We start from the raw sequence: 15,525 nt of genomic DNA, 5'->3' as shown, positions 1-15,525 counted from the left end.
AGTGAACTCTTTTTTAGTTTTATGCTTCAGCTAATTCTTTTATTCTTGCTTTTATTTTTAATTCTAATTCGTCTGCTAATTCTGGATTGTCTTTGATTAAAGATTTTACCGCATCACGACCTTGTCCTAATTTGGTTTCACCATAACTAAACCAAGAACCCGCTTTTTTGATGATTTCAAATTCTACAGCAAGATCTAAAATTTCTCCTGTTTTTGAAATTCCTTCACCATACATGATGTCAAATTCAGCGATTTTAAATGGCGGAGCCACTTTGTTTTTCACCACTTTAACTTTGGTTCTGTTTCCAAGTACATTATCACCATCCTTGATTTGTGTAGAACGACGAATATCTAAACGTACTGAAGCGTAAAACTTCAATGCATTTCCTCCAGTTGTAGTTTCTGGATTTCCGAACATTACTCCAATTTTCTCTCTCAATTGATTGATAAAGAAAACAGTACAATTTGTTTTGCTGATGGTACCGGTTAGTTTACGTAATGCTTGAGACATTAAACGAGCATGAAGTCCCATTTTAGAATCTCCCATTTCCCCTTCGATCTCACTTTTTGGAGTCAAAGCAGCAACCGAGTCAATTACTACAATGTCAATTGCACCTGAACGAATCAAGTTTTCGGCAATTTCTAATGCTTGTTCTCCATTATCTGGTTGAGAAATGATTAGATTTTCAATGTCTACTCCTAATTTCTCCGCATAATTTCTGTCGAATGCATGTTCCGCATCAATAAAAGCAGCAATTCCACCTGCTTTTTGAGCTTCAGCAATCGCGTGAAGTGTCAATGTTGTTTTACCAGATGATTCCGGACCGTATATTTCAATAATTCTTCCTCTTGGATAACCACCAACTCCTAAGGCTAAATCAATCCCTAGAGACCCCGAAGAAATAGTTTCTACTTCTACAATGGCTTTGTCTCCCATTTTCATCACCGTACCTTTTCCGTAGGTTTTGTCCAATTTGTCTAGCGTAAGTTGTAACGCTTTTAATTTTGCTTCTTTCTCTGTACTCATCTTCTCTTTTACCTTTTCTTTCATCTATTTGTATTATTTTTTATAATCGTAAGAAACTGGCAGGATGAATATTTCTCCTGAAAATTTCATTTAGAGCAACATATATTTTCGTAAAAATACTTCTTTTTTTGATGTGAATTTTCTCTTTATAAAATATTTTTAAATCCTTAATTTTCATCAAAAGTTAATCAGTTATTCTTTTTTTTACATGAACAACGCTTTCAATTCAGTGGCATCATGAGGGTTTAATTTCCCTGCTAAAACCAAACTGAGTTGTTTGCGGCGCAAAGCAGCGTCAAAACGTTGTTTTTCCAGTTCTGTTTCCGGGATTATTTGAGGAACTTCAACAGGTCTTCCGGTATCATCTACGGCAACGAAAGTATAAATTGCTTCATTGGCTTTGGTGCGGTTTCCAGATTCTCTGTCTTCTACCCAAATATCAATAAAAATTTCCATCGAACTCTTGAAAGCTCTGGAAACTTTGGCTTCGACCGTAACCACACTTCCTAATGGAATGGCTCTATTGAAAGCTACATGATTTACGGAGGCTGTAACCACAATTCTTCTCGAATGTCTTCTTGCTGCGATACTTGCTGCACGATCCATACGAGCTAGAAGTTCGCCACCAAAAAGATTATTTAAAGGATTTGTTTCACTTGGCAAAACTAAATCGGTTAATATTGTTACGGATTCTGAAGGATGTTTTGGTATCATTTTATTTGTCAATGTAATTACTTTTTTTCTGATTTTATTTTTAGTTTAACCAATACACAGCCATTATTGCTGGTATGAAATAGATAACTATAGTTCTTGCGCCATCATAATCTTTAGCCAATCGCTGTCCGAATAGTAACATTAGTAAAGTAATGCAAGAAAAAACAGCTCCATAAAAACCAAAAATTCTTCCGTTGTTTACAAATAATTCGATGCAGCCAACCACACATAAAATACCTGAAATCAACTCTAAAATTAATATATTCAATAAGGCTAATGGCACAGCATTTTTCAACGGTGTTTTTGCAAAATGACCTTTTAACCAATCCACATTATCTTTCCAATAAAACAGTTTATCATATCCGGATTGAAGAAAAGTAATAGCTAAGAAAATTAGAATTAAAATCGAAGTAATGTTGTTCATGTTTTTATTTTTTGTGAATTAATCGGGTAAGTTTTATTGATAAATCGGTTAAGATTATTTTTGCATTTCCGTTGCGTTCAATATGATACATCGCATCCGAAAGTTCCTGAAAGATATCATTAATATTATTGCCATTGACAAAAGGGGCGAAATTCTCCATTTTGAATTTCTCGACTTGCGGTTCTATGTAAACTAAACTTTCGGCTTGATAATTCAATAACAAAGCCTGACGGAACATATCAATACAAAAGTGTAAAAACTTCTTTTGAGTCTCTCTTCCCAAACCGGCAATTTGTTCGCTCCACTGAATTAAATCCTGAATTGCTGCCGCATTTCCTTTTGCTCTAAAAGCGGCACGAACCCAATCTACAAACCATTTTTCGAAAAAAACAGATTCGCTATCCGGTTGCAACAATTGTAGTGCTTTGTTGTAATTTCCTTGCGCTTGGTGCGCTATTTTTACGGCCGTTTTAGTTTCAGTATTTTCACGTGAAACTAAGGCTTCGGCAATAACTTTTTCGGGTAAACCATTAAAATGCAAGACTTGGCAACGGGAACGTATGGTTTGAATAAGATCTTCTTCGTTTTCCGAAATCAGTATGAAAACCGTTCTGTCTGTTGGTTCCTCCAGTAATTTCAATAATTTATTGGAAGCGGCGATATTTAATTTATCTGCCATCCAAATGATCATTATTTTGTACCCGCCTTCATAGGATTTCAAAGCCAAAGATTTCAGGATTTCCTGTGCATCGTCGACTCTAATTTCGCCTTGTTTATTTTTAACGCCTAGCATTTGATACCAATCAAACAATCCTCCATAAGGATTTTCAGTTAAAAATTGTCCCCATTCTGTAATGAAATCAATACTTTTTGGCTTTGTTTTTACTTCTTCGGTGCTTACGGTTGGATAAACAAAATGTAAATCGGGGTGCGAAATTTTATTGAATTTCAGATTACAAGCCTCATTTGAACCCGAATTTTCCGAGTTTTGATTGCTGCAAATAATGTATTGGGCATAAGCGATTGCCATAGGTAACGTACCGCTTCCCTCAGGACCCACGAACAGTTGTGCGTGGGGAATTCTTCCCAAATCAGCACTTTTTGTCAAATGACTTTTAATGTGTTCTTGTCCTAAAATTTCTGAAAATTGCATAAAGCAAAGATATAAGAAAATGGTTTAGTCTAAAATTTTCAGCTGTAAAATGATAGTTAAGCATCCGATGTTTTAAATAATAAAAATTTAACTTCCTTTAGAATAAAAAACACTTAAAACATTAAAATGAAACATTATTTATTTATTTACATCGATTTCGTTGCTTAAAACAGAATTTATTTGATTTTTTCAAATTTATTAATAATTTAAAAGTTCTATATTTGTTATTCTTTCAAAAAAAATAAACTAAAAAAAGGCCTAATGAAAACTTTAAACGATTTCAATTTCAAAAATAAAAAAGCTATAATCCGTGTTGATTTTAATGTGCCATTAGATGAGGATTTTAACGTGACTGATGCTACTCGTATCGAAGCGGCAAAACCTACAATCGATGCAATTCTTGCACAAGGCGGAAGCGTAATTTTGATGTCACATTTAGGAAGACCAAAAGGTGTTGAAGGCAAATATTCATTAAAACATATCTTAAAAACGACTTCAGAAGTTCTTGGAGTTCCTGTTCAATTTGCTTCAGATTGTGTTGGTTCGGTAGCCAAAGATGCTGCAGCAAAATTACAGGCTGGAGAAGTTTTATTATTGGAAAATTTGCGTTTTCACAGCGAAGAAGAAGCCGGAGATGTTGCTTTCGCAAAAGAGCTAGCGTCGCTTGGTGATATTTATGTAAATGATGCTTTTGGAACAGCACACAGAGCACATGCATCTACAACTATTATTGCGCAATTCTTTCCTACTGAAAAATGTTTCGGATTATTATTGGCTAAAGAAATTGAAAGCTTGAATAAGGTTTTGAAAAACAGTGAAAAACCAGTCACAGCAGTTCTTGGTGGATCAAAAGTGTCTTCTAAAATTACGGTTATCGAAAATATTTTGGACAAAGTGGATCACATGATTATTGGTGGCGGAATGACCTTTACTTTTGTGAAAGCATTGGGCGGTAAAATTGGAGATTCTATCTGTGAAGATGACAAACAAGAATTGGCATTAGAAATTTTAAGATTGGCTAAGGAAAAAGGAGTTCAAATTCATATTCCGGTTGATGTTGTTGCAGCGAATGCATTTTCAAATGATGCGGAAACGAAAATTGTAGATGTTAATGAAATTCCAGATGGATGGCAAGGACTTGACGCAGGACCAAAATCATTAGCTATGTTCGAAAAAGTAATTATGGAGTCCAAAACCATTCTTTGGAACGGACCATTAGGTGTTTTTGAAATGGAAAAATTTGCAAAAGGAACTATTGCTCTTGGGAATTATATTGCGGCTTCTACAGAAAAAGGAGCGTTTTCTCTAGTTGGTGGTGGCGATTCAGTTGCGGCAGTAAAACAATTTGGTTTAGAAGATAAGATGAGTTATGTTTCTACAGGCGGAGGCGCTATGCTTGAAATGCTGGAAGGTAAAGTATTACCTGGAATTGCGGCTATCTTGGACTAATTGCGACATACTAAAACTACTTTTTGTAGTTTACCTGAAAACCCATAAATAGTGTTACAAGCATTATTTATGGGTTTTTTATTTTTATCCATTGCGAATGCAAAATTTATTTCTAGTAAATTGAAACAGAGCAGGAGGAATAAATGATTGTAAACAGACTGAAAAAATGGAATGATATTCGCTGCAGAAATAGTAAACCTGTAATGAAGCGGATAATAAAAGAAATAGCTATAAATTTGGGTTTTATTTTTTAATTAAATAATAATGAAGAAGGCTCAATTTTTATTTCTTTTTATTTCTTTTATGTTCTTTTCCTGTGCCAAGAAAAGTGATAATTTACCTCGGAAAACTAATGGGAAAATCAACACGATTTCCGTTATTATCGATGATCAATTGTGGAATGGCGAAGTGGGCGACAGCATCCGAAATAAGTTTGCATCACCAGTTATTGGTTTACCACAAGAAGAACCTCTTTTTAACATAAATCAATATCCAATTAAACTTCTGGAAGGATTCATGACGGATAGCAGAGCAATTATAGTGGTTAAAAAAGAAGTAGAAAACAATTTTGAAATAAAAAAAAATCAATATGCATCACCTCAAAATGTGTTTTATATCTCCGGAAAAACAGGGGCAGACATTATAAAATGTATAGAAAAAAATGCTCCGAAAATGCTTCAGTTAATCAAAAAAACAGAAATAGCTGAAAGCCAGAGAATTAATTCTCATTCACTACTCAATCCAAAAGTTATTGCTAACAAATTCCATATTTCACTAAAAATCCCTTCCAACTATGCCTATGTACTTCATAAAAGTAAATTTATGTGGTTGAAAAAGGAAATTAACGGGGGAAACAATAGCCTTTTGATCTATCAGGTTCCTATAAGTTCCATAAAGAAGAATTCAAATTTGATTACCAGTATTATCAAAATGAGAGATTCAATTGGGCAATTATACATTAGTGGTACCGAACCAAAATCTAACATGGTTACGGAAGAAGCCTATGCACCGTATCTTTTCAAGACCACGCTTGATGGGAAAAAAACCTATGAGACTAAAGGAACCTGGGAGTTGAAAAATGATTATATGCAGGGACCATTTATCAATTATGCCATTGTTGACAAGGAAAACAGCAGAATTCTGGTTCTGGAGGGTTTTTGTTATGCGCCTTCCATTGAAAAACGCGATTTGATGCATGAGTTAGAATCCATAATAAAATCGGTTGTTGTTTTGAAAAACTGATTTTTATTTTCTTTAATTTGCAATCTATAAATAGAATAAAAAGCACACGATGTTAAAATGGAGTATAAAGCCTTTTGAGGCACTTTCTGTTCACGAACTATACGATTTGCTGCGATTGCGAAGCGAAATATTTGTAGTGGAACAAAACTGCGTTTATCTCGATCTTGACGGCAAGGATAAAGTGGCGTTGCATCTTTTTGGAGAATTCGAAGGAAAAATCGTAGCTCATGCAAGACTTTTTAAGGCAGGAATCAGTTTTGATAATGCCTCGATTGGTAGAGTGGTTGTAGATGCAAATTACCGTGACCGGAAATGGGGACATGATTTAATGCGTGAAGCTATTGCTGGTGTTTTGCTGCATTTTGGCGAAAGCCAAATTACCATTGGTGCCCAATTATACCTTAAAAAGTTCTATGAAGGTCATGGTTTTGTTCAAACCAGCGAAATGTATTTGGAGGATGACATCCCGCATATTGAGATGAAACGGGAATAATTATATTTTTACAATAAGAAATTCTACTCTTCGGTCAAAAGCATCCCCTTTTCCAACGGGAAATTTATTGCCACAGCCTTTGTAGGTCATTCGAAGGCTGTTAATTTTTTTTGACATTAAATATTTAAAAACATTCCGGGCACGATTCGTCGAAAGTTTTCTTTCCTGTGTGGCTTCGTCTATGGCATCATCGTAATAACTGGGTGTGCAACAGACATGGCCTCTTATTTCAAATTGAAGATTTTGATTTTTTTGCAAAATCAATATGACTTTGTCTAATTCTTTTTTCGAATGTAAAGTAAGCTCACTTCTTCCTAAATCAAAGAAGATATTTTCTAGATAAATACGATCACCAACCTTATGATTTTCTTGAAAAGAGTTAAAAATGCCGTTTCCAAAACTATTCTTTTTTACAAGAAATAAATCAACACGTCTGTTTTTGGAACGAGTTTCTACTAAGTTTTCCACAGCGTCCGTTTGTATAATCACACGTCCCTTACCTTCTATGATCACAATTTTATTTTTATTAAAACCGTTGGAAGTAAGGATGTCTTGAACGGTATTCACCCTGCTCTTGGATAATTTATAATTATAATCGTTGTCCCCTCTATCGTCACAATAACCATAAATTTGAATCGATTCTATCTTGGTCGTATCTGCTTTTTTAGCAAAATCAATGATGGTTTTTATTTGTTCTTCGCTAAGGTTGTATTTGTCAAATTCAAAAAATACCGTTTCAACCGGTTTTTCTTGAGCTTTTAGATAACAACAAAAAAGTAAAAATAATATTTGGAAAAATTTGTTCATTATAATTTCAAAATAGATTTGTATTCTGAATTATTGTCCAAAATGCTAACCGCTTTTTTAACTTCGGTATTGTTTTTTATATAATATTGATATAATCCTTCTTGGTATTGATACCTTTTTATGATTTCATCTAAGATAAGATTCTTGATCTCTTTTTGATTTTTATCCAATAGCAGATCTTCACTTTTTTGCAATGCACTCAACAATTGCTGGTATTCTGTTGATATGGATTCGTCTACTTTTTCTTTTTTGGCTATAGCCAAAGTATTTTTCAAAGCCAACTCTGTTTCAGTATCAAAAGAGAACTTTTCAGCTTTTAAAAACTGTTTAAAGTCTAAATAATCCGCATCTGAAATCGTTGGAATCTTATCTCCTAAAGTTGGATTTTTATAATAATAATGCGTTACATAATTGAAAATTCCATCATTGCGTATTAATGCGTTGGTGATTGGACTTAGTTTAGTTTCGCTAAGCTCTACATCAGGCTGAATGCCGCCACCATCATAAACAGCTCTTCCTTTTCGTGTTTTGAATGCATTGTAATTTTTTTGCTCGGTTCTAGTGGCTACACCACTTTTGTCTTTATGTGCATAATCTAGGGCTTGAATACATCTTCCGGAAGGGGTATAATAACGGGCAATGGTTACCTTTAGTTGCGTTCCATAGGTTAATTCTACTGGTCTTTGCACTAATCCTTTTCCAAAACTTCGGCTTCCCAGTACCACGGCACGGTCTAAATCCTGTAAGGCTCCCGAAACAATTTCTGATGCGGATGCGCTTCTTCCATTGACAATTATAATTAATGGAATTTCGGTATCAATAGGTTCATTGGCAGTTTTATAGGTAGTATTGTGTTTTTCGATTTTCGATTTTGTAGTTACGATGATTTCATTTTTTGGAACAAAGAGATTGCAAATATTCACTGCTTCATTCAAAAGTCCGCCTGGGTTGTCTCTTAGATCCAAGATAATTCTTTGCGCACCCTCCCTTTTTAATTGTTCTAATGCCTCTTTGGTTTCGACGGAAGCTTTTTTATTGAAATGGGACAAGACAATATAACCGGTTTTTTCATCAATTTTCCCGAAAAATGGCACTGATTTTATTTCTACTTCATCCAATACAATTTGGGTTGTGTTGGTTTTTCCTTGTCGAATGTATTTGATGTCGATTTTAGTATTTTTTGCCCCTTTAAAAAGTTGTGAAGCATCTTCTTTGAATGCAGATAAAAGCACATCACCTATTTGAATAATTTCGTCACCAGGCTTGAGTCCAGCTTTATCCGCAGGGAAGTTTTTATAAATTTCTTTTACCGTTAGTTTCTCCTCTTTTCTTGTTAATAAAGCACCGATTCCAGTATATTCTCCTGTGTTATTTATTTTGAATCGTACCACCTCCTGCTCGTTGAAATAAACAGTGTAAGGGTCTAGACTGCCTAACATTCCTTTGATGGCTTTGTCCATTAAATCGCCAGGATTTGTCTCGTCTACGTAATTTTTATTCAACTCCTTAAATAGCGTAGTGAATATTTCTATCTGTTTTGCAATTTCAAAAAAATCGTCTTTGAAACTGGTTCCAATGAATAAAAATGCCGAAGCGACAATAGGAATTATGAATTTTTTTTTGAAAAAGAAGTTCATGGGTTTCGTATAACTAAATTTGTAACCGCTAAAATAACAATAAAACGTCAATATTAATTAAAGTATTGTATATAAAGGTTCTATTGCTTCATTTGATTGAATTGCAAATTATAATTTTTCTAAATCTAGGTTATTTTCTGACAAAGTAGTTTTACTATTTTGTTGCAAAAATTTCTCAAACAATTGAATAGTTTTGGTGTTGATTTCCTCATAAGACAAACGGTCTTTGCTTTGGTAAAACAACATAAAAGCATAGGGTTTATCCAGATTATCCAATAGTAAATGTTTGTTGAGACGATAGGTTTCACGAAGAACGCGTTTAAAATAATTTCGGTCAACCGCTTTTTTAAAATGTTTTTTTGATACCGAAACTCCCATCTTTATATTTTGCCCCGAAGTGTCGGGATTGTCCAAATTACCAGAATAATAGACTAATCGTAAAGGATATTTAGACACTGATTTCCCTTCGGAAAACAATAATCCAATGGTGATTTTACTTTTTAGTTTTTCGTTTTTTGGATAAGTGAAGTTCATTTTTGGATAAAAAAGACATGGATTTTATTCTGCAAAGTTACGATTAAACACGAATTCTATATATTGTTTGTGATTTAAATCCGACTAAAAATATATTTCTTACTTTTGTGGCTAATATTTTAAGAATGCAAAAACTGATTTCCTATCCTATATCCATAATTTATTATTTGTGTTTTGGTCTTATATTGGTCCTGTTTCATCCCATTCAATGGACTTGCTTTACTGTTTTTGGTTATCAGGCTCACAAAAAGAGTGTGGATTATATGAACTTTTTGTTGGTAAAATGCACCAATCTTTTAGGAACAACCTATAAATTTGAAAATATAGATAATATTCCTAAAGATGCCCCTTTGATTTTTGTTTCTAATCATCAAAGTATGTATGATATTATTGCAATGATTTGGTATTTACGTCGTTTTCATTGTAAATTTGTCAGTAAAATGGAATTAGGAAAAGGAATTCCAAGTGTTTCTTATAATTTGAGACACGGGGGTTCGGTCCTTATTGATCGCAAAGATCCAAAACAAGCTATTCCTGCAATCAAAGGATTAGCAGAATATATTGAAAAATACAAACGCTCGGCAGTTATTTTTCCGGAAGGAACTAGAAGCAAGAACGGAGCGCCAAAGTCGTTTTCCCAAACCGGATTGAAAATATTATGTAAAAATGCACCATCTGCTTACGTGGTTCCGGTAACGATAAACAACTCTTGGAAAATCGTTAAATATGGATTTTTCCCCTTAGGTTTAGGAAATCACCTTACCTTTGTAATACATAAACCATTAGCGGTAAAAGATTATGGTTATGAGGAACTATCAGAATTAACAGAAAAAACTGTAGTACAAGGAATAAAAATTTAATTTATATATAATGTCAATAAAAAACATTCGATTAGAAGTAATGCAGTTTTTGGAAAAAAACGTGGATAGCTTTGTTGATCAGTACCTAATCCCAGTGGAAAAAATATGGCAACCATCAGATTTTTTGCCTAATTCTGAAAGTGACACCTTTTTTGATGAGGTTAAAGAATTACGTGAAATAGCAAAAGAATTACCATATGATTTCTGGGTAACTTTAGTGGGAGATACAATCACCGAAGAAGCTTTGCCAACCTACGAATCCTGGTTAATGGATGTAGATGGTATTGATAACGTGGAAAGAAATGGCTGGTCTAAATGGATCAGACAATGGACTGGTGAGGAAAATCGTCATGGAGATTTGCTGAATAAATACTTGTATTTGTCAGGTCGTGTAAACATGCGTGAAATCGAGATGACTACACAACATCTTATTAATGATGGTTTTGATATTGGAACCGGACGTGATCCTTACAAGAATTTTGTATACACTAGTTTTCAAGAGTTAGCTACTTATGTTTCTCATAATAGAGTGGCGCAAATGGCGAAGAAATATGGAGATAACAAATTGTCTAAAATGTGCAAAATGATTGCTGGTGACGAGATGCGCCATCATCATGCGTATAGCGAATTTGTGACTAGAATTTTTCAAGTGGATCCAAGTGAAATGATGCTTGCTTTTCAATATATGATGAAAGCAAAAATCGTTATGCCTGCGCATTTTCTGAGAGAATCTGGACAAAAAATCAGTACTGCTTTCGAACAGTTTTCTGATTCGGCGCAGCGAATAGGTGTTTACACTGCTTCCGATTATGTTGATATCATGCAAAAACTGGTTGAAAAATGGGAAATTGAAAAAATGTCTGGTTTGACAGATGAAGCGGAGAAAGCCCGTGATTACTTAATGAAATTACCAGGAAGAATGGCTAAAATTTCAGAACGTATGGTAATTCCACAAGAATCCCATATTTTCAAATGGGTAGAACCTGCTTTAGCACGATAGATTTTTTAAGTTCTAAATAAAAGAATAAAAAATGTTGAGTTTTGAAGTTATTGTGCTTCAAGATTCAACATTTTTGATTAAGACCAATATTAAAATGATCAAAGAAGATATAATTGACAAGACGATTCTTTTCGTTAAAGAAAAATTAGAAAATGCCGAAGGCGGACACGACTGGTTCCATATTGAAAGAGTGTATAAAAATGCTGTTTTAATTTCTAAAAACGAAGCGTGTGATGCAACAATTGTTCGTTTAGGAGCGCTACTTCATGATATTGCCGACAGTAAATTTCATAATGGAGACGAGACTGTTGGACCCACCGTAGCCCGCGAATTCTTAGAATCAGAAAACGCAGCAGAAGAAACGATAGCACATGTAATAAATATCATTGAAAACATCTCCTACAAAGGCGGTAATTTCGAAAAGAAATTCTCTTCCATTGAGCTGGATATAGTTCAGGACGCGGATCGTTTAGACGCCATTGGCGCCATTGGAATTGCCCGAACGTTTAATTATGGGGGTTTTAAAAACAGAACGATCTACGACCCTAAAATTGCTCCGAAAACGAAGATGTCAAAGGAAGAGTACAAGAATAATGATTCTCCAACGCTCAATCATTTTTACGAAAAGTTGTTACTGCTAAAAGACAAAATGAATACGGTGACCGGAAAACAAATTGCACAAGAAAGACATAAATACATGGAAGGATTCCTGTCGCAATTTTATGCGGAATGGGAAGGGGAGAAATAATATTTTAGATTTCAGATAAACGATTTTAAATTTCAAATGTTTCTTGTTGCTGATTTTTAAATCAAAAATCAGCAATCGTTAATCAAAATTCTTAAATCGAAATTCCCTTTTCTTTCACCTCAATAATTACATCACAAACATTTTTAAAAGTCATAATTTGTTCAATAGTACTTCGCATTCTTTTTTTATTAATTTTAAGGACCAATCCATTTATATTGAGAATTAGATTTTTTTTAGACGAAATGTTTCTTTTTAGATGATGAAGGAAAATAGTGATTCCACATACAATTTTAATAATAATCGCTTAAAAAACAGTAATTTGAGAAAAACAATATTAAATTATTAGAAAAAAAACATTAAATTTGATATTCGTTTTTAGATCGAATTACTCCAAATCTTACTGGCTTGCCCCGCCGAATTTAATTAATGGTCTATATAAATATGTATTTATTAACCTTTAAATATAGTAATTATGGCAAAGCCAGTAACAATCACATTAAGTGTTCAAGCAAATTATCTTTTTGGATTAACTAATCCAACAAAAGCACAGATTAATGAAATATGTGTCTTATCTGATGACAACAACGGTAATTCTCCCAACGGAACTTTACCAGATTTCACCTCCATCGTATTTATAAATAACAATGTGAAATGGGTTGGTGTTACAGGTGATAACGGATATACCATAGCAATCACCAGCATTGTCTTTGACTCAGAAGACGGCGATACCAATTTCTTTACTGCCAAAACCATTCAAGGTTCAGCTGGGAGGTCAGGTAATGTAAATGCCAACGTTAAAAACGATAATAGGTTAGCTGGTTTAGAAGATATTTACCTGATTAATTTCAGCATTTATGATTCACCTTCTAATTATAAATCGTTTAGTATTGATCCAAAATTAGCAATAAATCCGCAATGAAATTGAGATTTTACAAGTGTATTGTAGAAATCTCCGGTGCGTTGTGTTTTCTATTTTTCCTGTCTGAAACTGCTTGGGGACAAGAGCAAAAAGTAGCCGACAGTTTAAAGCTGATTTACGCTAAAGGGAATCTCAAAGGAACTGAAAAGTTAGAACTGTTGAGAAATTTAGCATTTAATGAAGTTGATAATCTGGGACTTTCACTACGATATGCCGACGAACTTATTGCATTATCTAAAGCGGAAAAAAACTATTTATACCTTCACAGAGGATATTATCAAAAAGGAAATAAACACAGACTTGCCGGAGATTTAGATAAGTCTTTGGATGCTTTTATCAAAAGTGAAGAAGCAGCTACAAAAGCAAAATTCGTTGTTGGACAAGGAACAGCGTATTCCGCCATTGCCGATATTTATTCGGTGATGGGTAATGCTAAAAATGCAGATATTTACTATAACCGAGCGATCCAACTATTAAGAAAAACAGATAATGCTATTGCCTTAGCAAGTGCTTTATTAAATGCCGGAGATCAATATTTAAAAAACAAGCAATACAATCGGTCTTTACGCTATTTCAATGAGTCGGGCGCCATTTTCAAAAAAGCGGATTATTTGATTGGCACCGCTTATAGCTTGGGGAATATTGGACTGGTCTATGCAGAAAAAGGCAATCAAAAATTGGCGATGGAATATCTCGGGAAAGCGACGGCCATTTTGGAAAATATGCAAGATTATTATGGAATTTCCGATTATCTAATTCACATGTCGGATATTTATTTGAAACAAAATGATTGGACAAAAGCGTTGAATTATGCCAACCGAAGTTTGGAACTAGCCCAAAAATATGGTTTGAAAGACCAAGCTAGTACGTCCAATCTAAAACTGTCCCAACTCTATGAAAAAGCCGGAAATTCAGCAGAATCTTTAAAATATTACAAGAACCACATCTCTTATCGCGACAGTGTCACCAATCTCAAATCAGTGGAACAAATGGCTGATTTACGGACTAATTATGAAGTTAATCAAAAACAAGTTCAGGTTGATTTACTCAAAAAAGACAAAGAAATTCAGCATCTAAAAGCCAAACGCCAGCGCAATCTTATTTATGCCACAGTTTTCTCTTTTTTCCTTATTTTCTTATTGGCAATCGGATTGTACAGACGCTATAAATTCATTAAAAGAACCAACATTATAATTGAAGAAGAAAAAAACCGTTCAGACAATTTACTACTCAATATTCTTCCTGAGGAAACTGCTCAAGAGCTAAAACAAAATGGTAAAGTGGCCGCAAAACGGTTCGAATCGGTTACAGTATTGTTTACAGATTTCAAAGGATTTACGGAATACGCCAATTATTTATCTCCTGAGAAGTTGGTAGAAAGCGTGGATTACTATTTTTCTATGTTTGATACCATTATGGAAAAATATGGATTGGAAAAAATCAAAACCGTAGGCGATAGCTATATGTGTGCTGGCGGATTACCGTTTCCTACAGCAGACCACGCCCATAAAATGGTGTCGGCCGCTTTTGAAATCGCCGCTTTTGTACACAAATCATTAAAGCATAATCCACAAAATGAAACCCGTTTTGAAATCCGTATCGGTATTAATTCTGGACCAGTGGTTGCTGGAGTTGTAGGAACTAAGAAATTTGCCTACGACATTTGGGGCGATACCGTGAACATTGCTTCTCGCATGGAATCCTGTTCTGAACCTGGAAAAATTAATATCGCTGAAAATACCTTTGAACTCATCAGAGATAGTTTTGACTGTGATTATCGTGGTGAAATTGAAGTAAAAAACAGGGGTATGATGAAAATGTATTTTGTGAATGGGAAGAAAGAGGCGTGCTGATTTGATTTATCAGAACGAGACAGTCTTAATTTGGTTAACAGCGCTACAAACATCATGCTTTACTAATGCATCGAATAGATACATTAGTTGCATTTTTATATGATTCCCTTCGCTTTCATTTCTATAATTACATCCGACGCGTTTTTAAACGTGGGAGCTTGTTCAATGATACTTGCGACTCTTTTCTTATTAAGTTTAAAAGTAATATCGTTCTCAGTCGTAAATAAAAGTGCCGTTAAAAAAGGTTTATTCATAAACGGAGCCAATACCATAAAGGTTTCATCCAATGTATGAAATGATTCTATTTCTTCTGTTTTGGAACGTGCCGTAACCGAAAGCGCAAACACATCATTCTCGAGTAAAACGGGACGAACATAGATGTTTTTTAATTCAGTATCGCCTATGGTCTTTGCCAAAGTTAGCTTTGCGTAGGTTCCATCTTGAATACTTTGTTTTACACTTTCCCAAAAAAGGGCAAATACGGGTTGGTAGGACATGTTTTTTAAAATTAAAATTTGAAACTAGCTCGCAAAATTAGGGTTTGTTGTCCAAAGAATCCATTAATGCAAGAAAAAAAATTGTTTTAGAATTCGATTCAGTTTTTTTGGGATTGTTCCAAAAAACAATATCCTTTTATTACACGGTAATAATGGTGTAATAAAAAG

At 34.2% G+C, this 15,525-nt stretch carries 16 protein-coding genes; 8 read left to right on the top strand and 8 right to left on the bottom strand.

Annotated features, from left to right (window positions below; genetic code table 11):
* Positions 1 to 19: 19 nt before the first annotated feature.
* From recA to H4V97_RS09455, 4 genes are all read right to left on the bottom strand, one after another.
* Complete coding sequence (gene recA / locus H4V97_RS09470) at positions 20 to 1,027, bottom strand: recombinase RecA (protein ID WP_196849007.1); 1,008 nt, start codon at positions 1,025 to 1,027, stop codon at positions 20 to 22.
* Positions 1,028 to 1,231: 204 nt separating this feature from the next.
* Positions 1,232 to 1,741 (bottom strand): acyl-CoA thioesterase, encoded by a 510-nt coding sequence (locus H4V97_RS09465; protein ID WP_196848685.1) that lies wholly within the window; start codon positions 1,739 to 1,741, stop codon positions 1,232 to 1,234.
* 40 nt (positions 1,742 to 1,781) lie between these two features.
* Positions 1,782 to 2,165, bottom strand: a complete 384-nt coding sequence (locus H4V97_RS09460; protein WP_196848686.1) for a DoxX family membrane protein — start codon at positions 2,163 to 2,165, stop codon at positions 1,782 to 1,784.
* Positions 2,166 to 2,169: 4 nt separating this feature from the next.
* Complete coding sequence (locus H4V97_RS09455; protein ID WP_196848687.1) at positions 2,170 to 3,318, bottom strand: ATP-binding protein; 1,149 nt, start codon at positions 3,316 to 3,318, stop codon at positions 2,170 to 2,172.
* A 261-nt stretch (positions 3,319 to 3,579) separates the two neighbouring features.
* On the opposite strand from H4V97_RS09455, the gene H4V97_RS09450 reads away from it, so the two are divergent.
* From H4V97_RS09450 to H4V97_RS09440, 3 genes are all read left to right on the top strand, one after another.
* Positions 3,580 to 4,767: a phosphoglycerate kinase gene (locus H4V97_RS09450; RefSeq protein ID WP_196848688.1), complete on the top strand. Its 1,188-nt coding sequence runs from the start codon at positions 3,580 to 3,582 to the stop codon at positions 4,765 to 4,767.
* A gap of 264 nt (positions 4,768 to 5,031) precedes the next feature.
* Positions 5,032 to 6,009 carry a DUF4837 family protein gene (locus tag H4V97_RS09445; protein WP_196848689.1) on the top strand — a complete coding sequence of 326 codons (978 nt, stop codon included), beginning with the start codon at positions 5,032 to 5,034 and terminating at the stop codon, positions 6,007 to 6,009.
* Positions 6,010 to 6,058: 49 nt separating this feature from the next.
* On the top strand, positions 6,059 to 6,502 hold the full coding sequence (locus H4V97_RS09440; RefSeq protein WP_196848690.1) for a GNAT family N-acetyltransferase: 444 nt from the start codon (positions 6,059 to 6,061) through the stop codon (positions 6,500 to 6,502).
* On the opposite strand, the gene H4V97_RS09435 is transcribed toward H4V97_RS09440, so the two are convergent.
* The 3 genes from H4V97_RS09435 to rnpA form a co-directional block, all read right to left on the bottom strand.
* On the bottom strand, positions 6,503 to 7,309 hold the full coding sequence (locus tag H4V97_RS09435; RefSeq protein ID WP_196848691.1) for an OmpA family protein: 807 nt from the start codon (positions 7,307 to 7,309) through the stop codon (positions 6,503 to 6,505). It abuts the gene before it with no gap.
* Positions 7,309 to 8,946: a S41 family peptidase gene (locus tag H4V97_RS09430; RefSeq protein WP_209549563.1), complete on the bottom strand. Its 1,638-nt coding sequence runs from the start codon at positions 8,944 to 8,946 to the stop codon at positions 7,309 to 7,311. The genes H4V97_RS09435 and H4V97_RS09430 overlap by 1 nt, the downstream gene beginning before the upstream one ends.
* 108 nt (positions 8,947 to 9,054) lie before the next feature.
* The gene (rnpA, locus tag H4V97_RS09425; protein ID WP_196848693.1) at positions 9,055 to 9,480 is read right to left on the bottom strand and encodes a ribonuclease P protein component; all 426 of its coding nucleotides are present in this window, start codon (positions 9,478 to 9,480) and stop codon (positions 9,055 to 9,057) included.
* A 125-nt stretch (positions 9,481 to 9,605) separates the two neighbouring features.
* Between rnpA and H4V97_RS09420 the strand changes: the two genes are divergently transcribed.
* From H4V97_RS09420 to H4V97_RS09400, 5 genes are all read left to right on the top strand, one after another.
* On the top strand, positions 9,606 to 10,340 hold the full coding sequence (locus H4V97_RS09420) for a lysophospholipid acyltransferase family protein (RefSeq protein ID WP_209549562.1): 735 nt from the start codon (positions 9,606 to 9,608) through the stop codon (positions 10,338 to 10,340).
* Positions 10,341 to 10,350: 10 nt separating this feature from the next.
* Positions 10,351 to 11,340 (top strand): acyl-ACP desaturase, encoded by a 990-nt coding sequence (locus H4V97_RS09415; protein WP_196848695.1) that lies wholly within the window; start codon positions 10,351 to 10,353, stop codon positions 11,338 to 11,340.
* A 94-nt stretch (positions 11,341 to 11,434) separates the two neighbouring features.
* Positions 11,435 to 12,088, top strand: a complete 654-nt coding sequence (locus tag H4V97_RS09410) for an HD domain-containing protein (protein WP_196849008.1) — start codon at positions 11,435 to 11,437, stop codon at positions 12,086 to 12,088.
* A 472-nt stretch (positions 12,089 to 12,560) separates the two neighbouring features.
* On the top strand, positions 12,561 to 13,007 hold the full coding sequence (locus tag H4V97_RS09405; RefSeq protein ID WP_196848696.1) for a hypothetical protein: 447 nt from the start codon (positions 12,561 to 12,563) through the stop codon (positions 13,005 to 13,007).
* Positions 13,004 to 14,860 carry an adenylate/guanylate cyclase domain-containing protein gene (locus tag H4V97_RS09400; protein WP_196848697.1) on the top strand — a complete coding sequence of 619 codons (1,857 nt, stop codon included), beginning with the start codon at positions 13,004 to 13,006 and terminating at the stop codon, positions 14,858 to 14,860. The genes H4V97_RS09405 and H4V97_RS09400 overlap by 4 nt, the downstream gene beginning before the upstream one ends.
* Before the next feature lie 95 nt (positions 14,861 to 14,955).
* Here the strand turns inward: H4V97_RS09400 and H4V97_RS09395 are convergent, their stop codons facing one another.
* Positions 14,956 to 15,357: a hypothetical protein gene (locus H4V97_RS09395; protein ID WP_196848698.1), complete on the bottom strand. Its 402-nt coding sequence runs from the start codon at positions 15,355 to 15,357 to the stop codon at positions 14,956 to 14,958.
* Positions 15,358 to 15,525: the final 168 nt, after the last annotated feature.

Origin of the sequence: Flavobacterium sp. CG_23.5 (assembly GCF_017875765.1) — a bacterium.
GTDB lineage: Bacteria > Bacteroidota > Bacteroidia > Flavobacteriales > Flavobacteriaceae > Flavobacterium.
The sequence above is the reverse complement of the archived record's forward strand: the minus strand, read 5'-3'. Positions and strand labels throughout refer to the sequence as shown.